Annotated in this window: 5 protein-coding genes and 1 CRISPR repeat array; of the genes, 1 reads left to right on the top strand and 4 read right to left on the bottom strand. The window is 25.0% G+C overall.

The window, feature by feature from the left end; translation table 11 throughout:
- Positions 1-328: 328 nt before the first annotated feature.
- Entirely contained in the window at positions 329-1,570 is a 1,242-nt protein-coding gene (locus HF520_RS05385) for an IS256 family transposase (RefSeq protein ID WP_168572333.1), read from the top strand.
- A gap of 214 nt (positions 1,571-1,784) precedes the next feature.
- A CRISPR array of direct repeats spans positions 1,785-8,025; the repeat unit is 29 nt; unit sequence ATTTACATACCACATAGTTAATATAAAAC.
- 182 nt (positions 8,026-8,207) lie between these two features.
- On the opposite strand, the gene cas2 is transcribed toward HF520_RS05385, so the two are convergent.
- From cas2 to cas3, 4 genes are read right to left on the bottom strand one after another with little or no spacing between them, the layout of a single operon-like run.
- A complete protein-coding gene (gene cas2, locus HF520_RS05380; RefSeq protein WP_168573047.1) occupies positions 8,208-8,474 on the bottom strand; it encodes a CRISPR-associated endonuclease Cas2 in 267 nt (88 codons plus the stop codon).
- A gap of 1 nt (position 8,475) precedes the next feature.
- Positions 8,476-9,456, bottom strand: coding sequence for a type I-B CRISPR-associated endonuclease Cas1b (gene cas1b, locus HF520_RS05375; protein WP_168573046.1), 981 nt, complete (start codon positions 9,454-9,456; stop codon positions 8,476-8,478).
- The gene (gene cas4, locus HF520_RS05370; RefSeq protein ID WP_168573045.1) at positions 9,456-9,977 is read right to left on the bottom strand and encodes a CRISPR-associated protein Cas4; all 522 of its coding nucleotides are present in this window, start codon (positions 9,975-9,977) and stop codon (positions 9,456-9,458) included. Before cas4 ends, cas1b begins: the two co-directional genes overlap by 1 nt.
- Positions 9,978-10,037: 60 nt before the next feature.
- Entirely contained in the window at positions 10,038-12,350 is a 2,313-nt protein-coding gene (gene cas3, locus HF520_RS05365; RefSeq protein WP_168573044.1) for a CRISPR-associated helicase Cas3', read from the bottom strand.
- Between the last annotated feature and the right edge of the window lie 7 nt (positions 12,351-12,357).

Raw genomic sequence — 12,357 nt, 5'->3', positions numbered from 1 at the left:
ACTAATTTTATTTTAAATTAGGATAAATTCTTAGTTGATTTAAGTGATTATAATTTGCATACCACATAGTTAATATAAAACGTAAAGATTTTGAATATGTTGAATTGAGTTTAGATGAATTTACATACCACATAGTTAATATAAAACATGAAAGTACAATTCACAATAGATGGCAAACCTCAATTTACATACCACATAGTTAATATAAAACTAAATGTATGGGACTGTAGGTAGTTTTGTGTAAATACAAACTTACCTACAGTCTTTTTTGAATGTAAAATTGGTAAGTTTGGAATAATATTCATATTAAACTTTTGGAGGTAAAGAAATGAAAGATCAAAGAGAAATAATTATTCCAGATTTAGACTACCAAGCTGAAGTAAGAAAATGTAAAACCATGGAAGATGTAGTTGGTAAAAATGGATTAATGCAAAAGCTGTTCAAAGATATTATCCAACAATTGCTAGAAGCAGAAATGGAAGAACATCTGGGAAGAGAAAGGCATGAAAGAAGTAATGAAGCTAATCCAAACTATAGGAATGGATATAGTTCTAAGACTATTGAAAGTAGTTTTGGTGAAGTTGGCCTAGATATACCAAGAGATAGAAAAGCACAATTTGAACCGAAGGTTGTTAAAAAGTATGAAACTGTATGTAATGAACTAGATAAAAAAATAATAGGTCTTTATGCCTGTGGTATGAGTGTAAGAGATATCCAATCTGAAATGGAAGAACTATATGGCATTGATGTGTCTCCTGCAATGATATCTAAGATAACAGATAAGGTTGTAGAGGCTGCCGCCGAATGGCAAAGCAGAGAACTTGATGAAATATACCCAATCGTATATATGGATGCTATGCATTTTAAAGTAAGAGATGATAATAAAATAGTTTCAAAGGCAGCATATATATGTATGGCTTTAGATATGAAAGGAAAAAAAGATATATTAGGTATTTGGATTGGTGAATCAGAAGGCGCAAAATTTTGGCTATCAGTTTGTAATGATTTGAAAAATAGAGGCGTAGATGATATTTTAATTGCATGTATGGATGGTTTAAAAGGTCTACCTGAAGCAATTAAAACTGTATATCCAGATGTAAGTATTCAAACTTGTATAGTTCATCAAATTAGAAACTCTCTTAAATATATAGCATCAAAAGATCAGAGAGAGTTTATGAAAGATTTAAAAAGTGTTTATAGGGCATTTAACGAAGAAACAGCACTTAAAAATTTAGATATTCTTAAGGAGAAATGGTATTCAAAATATTCTGTTGTAATAGATTCATGGTACAATAACTGGAGTAATCTGAATACGTATTTTGAATATCCACATGAAATTAGAAGAATTATTTATACTACAAATGCTCTTGAGGGATTTAATAGACAGTTAAGAAAATATACTAAGGTAAGAACTGTATTTCCAACAGATGAGTCACTAAGAAAATCACTATATTTATCTACCATGAAAATTATGGAGAAATGGACCTCTCCAAACCAAAATTGGGCGTCTACTTTAGGACAGCTTACAATTATGTTTGGAGAAAGGATACCTAACTCTTACACAATATAAATTTTTTTTAAAATTATGGAAAATTTAGTGTATAAATAACTAAATTAAACACATAATAATTGTGTAAAGAATTCCAGTATTAGTATTTCTCAAAAATAAAAAAATATTACTGGAATTTGAAATTTCCAGTAATATAAATTATAAAAAATCTTATTTACACAAATCTATAGACATTCTCAAATGTATCAATATTACTAGATTTATATGTTAAATAATTTACATACCACATAGTTAATATAAAACTGCAAGTTTTTATTTTATATGTAGTTCCTCCACATATATTTACATACCACATAGTTAATATAAAACTATTTGCTTTAACTACATTGTCTATTACATCATTACTATTTACATACCACATAGTTAATATAAAACAAAAAGAATAAGGACAATTTTTATTTGTTTCTGCTCTATTTACATACCACATAGTTAATATAAAACGCTTTAATATTTCATTTTCTTCTATTAATAATTCAATATTTACATACCACATAGTTAATATAAAACACATTTTTATTAATTCGTTATAAACTTCATAATCATTATTTACATACCACATAGTTAATATAAAACACATTAAGCCCTAAGCGTGCCGATAATTTAACTATCGGATTTACATACCACATAGTTAATATAAAACAGTAAATAGGTTAAACAGTTTGTCCTTGAAAAACTGAATTTACATACCACATAGTTAATATAAAACATTACTATTGTTTACATATAAACTAAAAATACATGCTATTTACATACCACATAGTTAATATAAAACAGGTGTTAATGGTCAAACCATGTCTTTTATATTTAAATTTACATACCACATAGTTAATATAAAACTTTGCCTTATATATTAATGCACATATTAGGTGTTAAATATTTACATACCACATAGTTAATATAAAACAATAGAAAAGTATATGAGTAAAGATAATCCAAATATAATTTACATACCACATAGTTAATATAAAACATGAAGATATAGTCCGACACTCTCAGTAATGGGAGAGATTTACATACCACATAGTTAATATAAAACTCATTACTCGTACTCTATCTTCTTCTGTTAAATTGGTATTTACATACCACATAGTTAATATAAAACACTGGCGGAGAGAAGCTTCAACAATTTGCAAAAGTTGCATTTACATACCACATAGTTAATATAAAACTAAGCTGGAATATATAGCTTAACTGTTTATGTTGTCTATTTACATACCACATAGTTAATATAAAACGCTTGTATCGACTCCTAATGATATTAATATATGTTTTATTTACATACCACATAGTTAATATAAAACGGGTTAAGTGGAATACCAGCTTATGTAATAATCAATGAATTTACATACCACATAGTTAATATAAAACTAGATGTAAAAGTATCTAAATATTACAATCCTAAAGAATTTACATACCACATAGTTAATATAAAACTAAAACTGTTTAACAGTTAAAATATATTATAAAAATATTTACATACCACATAGTTAATATAAAACCAAGAAGTTGGAATGATAAATATAGAATGAATTGGAATTTACATACCACATAGTTAATATAAAACGTTATATTACTAGATAGTATATTTAAAGAAAGTACTATTTACATACCACATAGTTAATATAAAACATAAAAAGCTATTAAGCTTATTTGCTAGTGCTATCCCATTTACATACCACATAGTTAATATAAAACGGAATAGCTAAAATGAAAATAATTAACACAGAAGTTTAATTTACATACCACATAGTTAATATAAAACGAGTGTATACATTCCCCTCTATCTCCTCCACCTGCATTGATTTACATACCACATAGTTAATATAAAACATAAAGTGCATCCTAGTATTACCGTTTGGAAGTGCTACATTTACATACCACATAGTTAATATAAAACATATTTTTCTCCTAATTTAGTTATTTTTTCAACTGTATTTACATACCACATAGTTAATATAAAACGAAGATAAAGTAAATAAAGAAGTAAAAGAAAATGCTTATTTACATACCACATAGTTAATATAAAACGTATGCAATTTTGGTATCATTGAGTTATCACCTCACTATTTACATACCACATAGTTAATATAAAACTGAGTAGCCATAGCTTCAACTCCCATTTTTTCAAAATTTACATACCACATAGTTAATATAAAACGTATATATTTTATCTTTTTCTAAGAACCCAAGTACGGAATTTACATACCACATAGTTAATATAAAACTTATTCTCCTTATATATACTGATTGATTTTCTCTAAAATTTACATACCACATAGTTAATATAAAACTGGTAAGGCTACAGGGTATCTAGGTAGTGCGGTAACTGTATTTACATACCACATAGTTAATATAAAACTATGGATAAATAATACTATTAACCCTTCTATAATTTTATTTACATACCACATAGTTAATATAAAACGGAGTAAATAAAGCTTTACTATCTTTATACAAATAACGATTTACATACCACATAGTTAATATAAAACCTTGATAACCTTCTATGTCATATAAAAAGTTGCTATTATTTACATACCACATAGTTAATATAAAACTAAAGCAATTTAACAGAAAAAAATACGGGATATAAGGATTTACATACCACATAGTTAATATAAAACACAATTTACTACTCTTACAGAATTATTTGATAATCTATATTTACATACCACATAGTTAATATAAAACTATGCAGAAGAATTAATTTTATATAAATAACTTCAAAATTTACATACCACATAGTTAATATAAAACTCTTATCATCACCTCTTACAGTATCTAGTAATAATGGATTTACATACCACATAGTTAATATAAAACAAATATATTTATTTTCAAGAATACTTTTTACAATCCTATTTACATACCACATAGTTAATATAAAACCAATATTAGAAAATCCATATAGTTTATACTCTAAAGTATTTACATACCACATAGTTAATATAAAACAATAAATACAAAATAAAAACAGAAGAATAAAAAATAATTTACATACCACATAGTTAATATAAAACTAATCTTGTTGCAATTCGTGCTTATTACATTCATTTAATTTACATACCACATAGTTAATATAAAACGGCTTCCTATGGTTTCAGATATAATCTTGAAATAAATATTTACATACCACATAGTTAATATAAAACATGATGAAATACTTGAAGCTATAGACGAACTTGCAAGATTTACATACCACATAGTTAATATAAAACGAGAAATTGATGATAAAAAAATGCTAGTAACACCAACATTTACATACCACATAGTTAATATAAAACATACAAAGATATATCAAAGGAAAAAGACAAGTATAAAAAATTTACATACCACATAGTTAATATAAAACTATAGTATAAAGTTTTTAGCACAATTTAATAAATTTTAATTTACATACCACATAGTTAATATAAAACTTTTATAGATAACCCTTTTCATAGACTACCTAAAAAATTTACATACCACATAGTTAATATAAAACTGACAAATGGGGTAATTTAATATATAGATTGATAGAAATTTACATACCACATAGTTAATATAAAACACAAGACTTATTAAGTAATACTTATTTATATTTTATATTTACATACCACATAGTTAATATAAAACGATGATGAAGGATGGGAGTCTTATGAGATTTCTACAAATTTACATACCACATAGTTAATATAAAACTAGTACCATTATTAAATCTGTTGGCTCTTACAAAATTATTTACATACCACATAGTTAATATAAAACTAGTATTTGTATCAATAGTTAATAATTCGTTGTTTATATTTACATACCACATAGTTAATATAAAACATTCTTAATAGCTAAAACCTTACTAGAAGTGTTTCTAATTTACATACCACATAGTTAATATAAAACGATGAAACATGGTATTTTAGAGTTTGCTGTGTAAATATTTACATACCACATAGTTAATATAAAACTATAATCACCCCTTTAAGATAATTATATATCAATTACATTTACATACCACATAGTTAATATAAAACATGATAGATGCGTAGTATGTCATCATAATTAATTTAGATTTACATACCACATAGTTAATATAAAACCAGTTCTTAATTCTTCGTATTCATGGTACGAGTATATAATTTACATACCACATAGTTAATATAAAACTATGTACAATTTTCCTTCTTAGTCATAACTTTATCTAATTTACATACCACATAGTTAATATAAAACTGTAACTCCCTCTCGTTTTACAAGTACTTGGTTTTAAAATTTACATACCACATAGTTAATATAAAACGTTTATAAGAAAATCACTACAGTTTTGCCATATAAACATTTACATACCACATAGTTAATATAAAACTTAATTTTCTATGTTGTCCTATAAAGTTTTACTTTTAATTTACATACCACATAGTTAATATAAAACTCATATAGATATTAATACTTTTGAAGATGTAATAATAAATTTACATACCACATAGTTAATATAAAACTAATAGGTAGATGTAAAATGAATATATCACATACGATATTTACATACCACATAGTTAATATAAAACAATAAGTTTGATAATTTTAAAATTATTTTATTAGGTAATTTACATACCACATAGTTAATATAAAACATGGGTAAAAAGGCGTTAGTTGGTAATATATACGTAATTTACATACCACATAGTTAATATAAAACTCTCCCAGCAACCTTGGAAATTGCCTTGAAATAGATTTATTTACATACCACATAGTTAATATAAAACGAATTATTGAGGGAATTATATAGATTTGATTAAATCTATTTACATACCACATAGTTAATATAAAACGCTAAAGTTTTTAATTTATATTCTAAATCTTTAGATATATTTACATACCACATAGTTAATATAAAACCATCAATGAACCCACCTATAAGTTCTTCAATTTCACTATTTACATACCACATAGTTAATATAAAACTGCAAGACCGGATTATATAAATAAGCTTCTAGTAAAATTTACATACCACATAGTTAATATAAAACATGAATCAAGACAATTAAAGGTATCTTTTAATAAAAGATTTACATACCACATAGTTAATATAAAACGAAATATACCAGCAAATGAAACTGAAATAGTTGCTAATTTACATACCACATAGTTAATATAAAACTTAGAGATAATACTAATATTCATGTTCTTAATAAAAGATTTACATACCACATAGTTAATATAAAACAAAAGTATTCTTGAAAATAAATATATTTTTCTAGTTGATTTACATACCACATAGTTAATATAAAACTAGGATAACATAGAAAATACATTTTAAATATACATAATATTTACATACCACATAGTTAATATAAAACCAAGACGTTGGAACTGAAAGTAACACAGAAAAAGAAAAATTTACATACCACATAGTTAATATAAAACAATATTAGTTGACAATCCACAATTAAGAGAATTACTATTTACATACCACATAGTTAATATAAAACTTTAATGAACATGGCTATGCATTAACGGGTTGGCAAAATTTACATACCACATAGTTAATATAAAACTTGATGAGTTAGGTGTAGAAGCTACAATGAAAATATAATTTACATACCACATAGTTAATATAAAACCAATATTAGAAAATCCATATAGTTTAGAACTTAAAATATTTACATACCACATAGTTAATATAAAACACACTTAACAGGAATTAAAGAATCTAAGTTTAAAAAATTTACATACCACATAGTTAATATAAAACAGGATATATAACCCTAAAACATATATTAATATCATTATTTACATACCACATAGTTAATATAAAACTTTCAGTTTCATTAGCTGGTATATTTCTAGTAAATACATTTACATACCACATAGTTAATATAAAACTAGGAGAACCTAAAACAACTTTAGGTGATATTATAGGATTTACATACCACATAGTTAATATAAAACTTTAATCTACTATTTTCCCTATTTTTTTACCACACATATTTACATACCACATAGTTAATATAAAACGAAAAGCTTCATAGCATTATGAGTAAAGTTGCAAGTTAATTTACATACCACATAGTTAATATAAAACTTTGACACTCTCATCCTTTTAGCTAAAGTGTTATAACTATTTACATACCACATAGTTAATATAAAACTTGAAAATAAGAATAAAGTTCAAGATGTATATATCGGATTTACATACCACATAGTTAATATAAAACTTTGAAGAAGATTGTATAAACGTTTGGTATGATTCTGAATTTACATACCACATAGTTAATATAAAACAAAAGTTTTCTTGTATATAGTTCATAATATTATCACAATTTACATACCACATAGTTAATATAAAACTATATCCACTTTTTAAAAACTTAACTTGCCTTAATCTATTTACATACCACATAGTTAATATAAAACCAATATTAATAAAATAATCTTCATTCTCTAAATCATATTTACATACCACATAGTTAATATAAAACCCCAAAAAATTATCTCTTCAAAATGTTGAAATATCTTATTCCTAGAATCAAAATAATATGTTTTTATTCTAGATTTGCAGTGAAGTTTATATAAAGAAAAATAAAATTTTAAAATATATACTTATAACTCACTATTCACAACACTTACAAGTAATATTACCATAAATATACCTCACTGCAAACTATAAAAACATCTCATCAAAATTTTTATGAACACCGTATGATTTTTTCTCTACATTATTAGGATTCTTTATCTCATAAACATAAATAGAATCTTCATTTTTATCTATAACATTTCTTATTTCTGAAATACATTTATGTAGCTTACTATCTGTTATCTCACCTTCAAATACAGAATTTTGTGTCCATGTTAAGTACTTTTTCAAAATCTTTCTTGATCTATTAAGAGCTTTAGCCTCCACAATATCATAAGTAATTATAACAAACATACTACCACCATGCCTTTAATACTTTATATTTTTCATCTTTTATAAAATGCTTAATAAGCTTATAGCACTCTAATCTAATAAATGTTCTATATGATACTTTTCTATTTAAATGTCTATGTTTTATAGTAGTCTGCATCTTTCTTTCAAAATCTTGTAAAAATTTTTTCTTTCCACTTTCACTTAAATAGCATATATCTTCTTCATAAACAAAATCTTTTTTATTTATTCTCTTATTATTTACCAAACTAAATATTATTGGGTCAATTATCAATGGCTTAAAAATCTCTGCAATATCCAAACTTAGCGAAAATCTTTTTGTTGAAGGCTCATGTAAAAAACTTATTGTTGGATCTAACTGTGTCTTATATATTTCACTTAAAACATTAGTATACATGATACTATTACCAAAGGACATAAGTGCATTAATTGGATCTTTGGGTGGTCTTTTTTCTCTTTTATCGAATTCAAATCCATTTTTAAGAATTTGATTAAATGATTTATAATATGTTTTTCTGATTCTACCTTCTCTACCCATTAAATCAGCTATATCTTTAGCTTCATCAATATTATTAACTTCTTTTTTTATAGTTTCTATTAGATATTCATCAACTTTATAGTATCTCATATTTCTAAGTATATGATGTGCTGCACTTTGTATAAAGGACTTAGCTAAATATATTCTTTCATATTCATCTAAATAACATGCTGACTGACATACTAAACTAAATCCAGATACATTTTTCTTTCTTGGATAATATGTTCCACTGTAATAACCATAATAATTATAAAAATGTAGCATTACTCCGTATTTACTTATGTAGTTAATTAATTTTGTATTTAAATCTACTTCACCATATACATGTATATCATCTACTAACTCTATAGGTAATGCTTTTTTATCACCATCTAGGTCATAATAATATACCGTATTATCTTTTCTTTTTATGCTTCCGTTACTTATTATATAATAATCTTTAGACATTATATTTCCTCCTTAGCAAAACAAAACTCATAATATGCACATTTAGTGCAATATGGTAATTTTACTAGTTTAGGAGGAGATAATTCTTTAGATAACTTTTTAATATCAATTAATGTATTTTCTATTTTTTCTTCTATTTCTTTAGTTAAAATTAATTCTTCCTGCTTCTTTTCTTTTACATAATTGATAGTACCTTTTTTCTCTATACCTAATACTTTTTTCAAGTAGTATAAATAATAGTAAAGTTGCATTTCATCAGCTTCTTGCATTTTTGAGCTTATTTTAACTTCTCTTACATAATCACCCTGAATAATATCTAGTTTTAATATATCATCTATTAACATTTCTTTATTCTTTACTTTTTTATATGAGTTTTCATGTACTGTTTTTCCAATTTCCACTCTACTACTGTTTTGCTCCATAGTTATCCCTTTTGAAAATAACCATAGTTTTCTTTTACAGACATAGTAATAGTTTATTTTTACCCCTTGTACTTTTAAGTCTTCTAAATCTATGGACATGATTTCACCTTCTCTTTAGTAAAATTATTAGCCACATAGTTAATATAAAAATTTATTTCTTTATATAAATTGAGATAGTTCTTCTCCTATGAGTACACCCTTTCCTTTTAAAGTTTCCTCATCCATATTATATTGATACTCTAGTATTTTCAAATCATCTAGCCCTTTTATATTAATATCTGTAACAAGACTCTTATCTCTAACTTTATATGCTGATACACTTACCGTCTTCTTTGTAATTGCTTGTCTTATACTTCTTCTTTTATCCTTTAATATAGTTATCATTTTTTTATCTTTATTGTTATACGCTATACTTAATTTTTCACCAAGTGATCTGTAATCTTCTATTAATGTATCTTCTATTCTATCGTATATTTCTCTAGGTATAACTGTATATGCATCAATGTTTCTCAATATTTTTTGAGCATCATTTGAACTCACACTATATGGAGGCATTGTATCTAATATTTCTAGAGCCTTTTTAAACTTTTTATAAAACTCTGTATTTTTTAGATTTTCTTTTGAATATAGTATTTCTACCATTTTTACTTTATCATCTTCTTTTATTTTTAATGATATATCATCATTTATATACTCTTTTAATAAGTCTATACCTTTATTGACTATTTCTTCATCATATATAGTTCCTATGCCTTGAGCTTCTTCTGTATATATAAATACATTAGGATTATCTATTTCTTTTTTTCCTGCTCTATTACATCTACCAAATCTTTGGAACAAACTATCTAGAGTTGATATTTCTGTATGTAATATATCAAAATCTATATCAAGTGATGCCTCTACTAATTGAGTAGTAATCCAAATACCATGTTTATCACTTCCTGCAAAATCTTTTATAGCTTTTTCAAGCTTACTTCTATCTTCTTGTATATACATAGAATGTAGTAAATTTAAATCTATATCTAAGTTATTATTTGCTATTATTTCTTCTATTTTTTCATATTTTTCAATTGCACTTTTAACTGTATTTACTATTATAAGTACCTTTTTATTAAGTCCTTCTCTAGTTATTGACTCAAGATTATTATTTATAGATTCATCTTTAAGCACTATGTTATGTCTTATTTTATCTGTGTTAAATATAGCAGTTGCTAAATTCTCATCACACAAACCTCTTTCTTTCATTTCATCTCTATATATAGTAGGCATAGTAGCTGTCATTATCATAAATTTTCCACCTATTTTATAAATCATTTCAAGCCCTTTTATAAGAACTGCTGCTATTTCTGGTGAGTATGCTTGAATTTCATCTATTACTACTTTTGAATATGCTAAGGTTGCATATATTTTTTCATAACCTTTATACATAAATGGAAACTTGAATATTTGATCTATTGTAGAAAATGTAAGCTTTTTAGACATAAGTTTTGATAAATCTGTTATTTGTTTTGAATCTTCATAGTTATTTTCCTCTAGATAGTCTATACTTGTTGAGTGTAGTAGACCTGCATACTTATATTCATCACCACTATTATCTTTTATTCCTGATACTCTATCGAATAAAGCATTTATACTAACTCTAAGAGGTAGTGTAAAAAATGATTTATCTTCATTTATCCATATCAATGCAGTTTCTGTTTTTCCCATACCTGTAGATGCTATTAGCATAACATTTTTATCAGTATTTTCTTTTGCAAATTTTTGAACATCTCTTAATCCATTGTACTGATTTAATATAAATTCTTCTGTATATTTTCCAATGTGTTTATCGTAGTCCACTTCTATCAATTCATGAGCTGATGCACTATGATCTAATTTATGTAGTAATCCTTTTAACATTATGTATAGCTTATAATGTGGATGTTTATTGTTTACTCTTTTTTCTACTGTATCCAAGTATGAACTACTTAGTTTTTTAGTTTTTATAGGATACTTAATATTAAAGTCTTCTTTAATTTCATCTACTTTATTTATTAAATCTTCATCTAATACTTTCTGTACTAGATTTTTAAAATCTTCATCTATAAATATATCTCTTTCATGATGATATACAATAGCTTGATTTAATACAGCTCTTAAATCTTTATCTTTTATTCCTAAATCCTTATACTTTATAAAAGCAGGAGAAATATAATTATGATTTACGTTATTTTCTAAATGAGTTATAACTTCTGGCTCATCTAGTTTCACATCCATATTATCTCTTATCAACTTTTGAAATGGTGAAAACGCCTTACCTACATCATGAAACTCTACAATTATATCTAACAGTTTCCAAAACTCGTCTTCATTTATATAATCTAAACTATTTATATTTTCTCCATATTGATTTTTTAATAATTTAAGTTGTTCAATAAGAGCGTCTGTGTGTTCTCTTAAAGTTTCTACTGGACTTGACTTTGCGTAAATCATAATTTTC

Source organism: Romboutsia sp. CE17 (assembly GCF_012317385.1).
GTDB lineage: Bacteria > Bacillota > Clostridia > Peptostreptococcales > Peptostreptococcaceae > Romboutsia_E.
The sequence above is the reverse complement of the archived record's forward strand: the minus strand, read 5'-3'. Positions and strand labels throughout refer to the sequence as shown.

What these genes read in the sequence shown, in the direction of transcription:
- HF520_RS05385 (WP_168572333.1), top strand. Translation starts at nt 329, where the DNA reads ATGAAAGATCAAAGAGAAATAATTATTCCAGATTTAGACTACCAAGCT.
- cas4 (WP_168573045.1), bottom strand. Translation starts at nt 9,977, where the DNA reads ATGTCCATAGATTTAGAAGACTTAAAAGTACAAGGGGTAAAAATAAAC.
- cas1b (WP_168573046.1), bottom strand. Translation starts at nt 9,456, where the DNA reads ATGTCTAAAGATTATTATATAATAAGTAACGGAAGCATAAAAAGAAAA.
- cas3 (WP_168573044.1), bottom strand. Translation starts at nt 12,350, where the DNA reads ATGATTTACGCAAAGTCAAGTCCAGTAGAAACTTTAAGAGAACACACA.
- cas2 (WP_168573047.1), bottom strand. Translation starts at nt 8,474, where the DNA reads ATGTTTGTTATAATTACTTATGATATTGTGGAGGCTAAAGCTCTTAAT.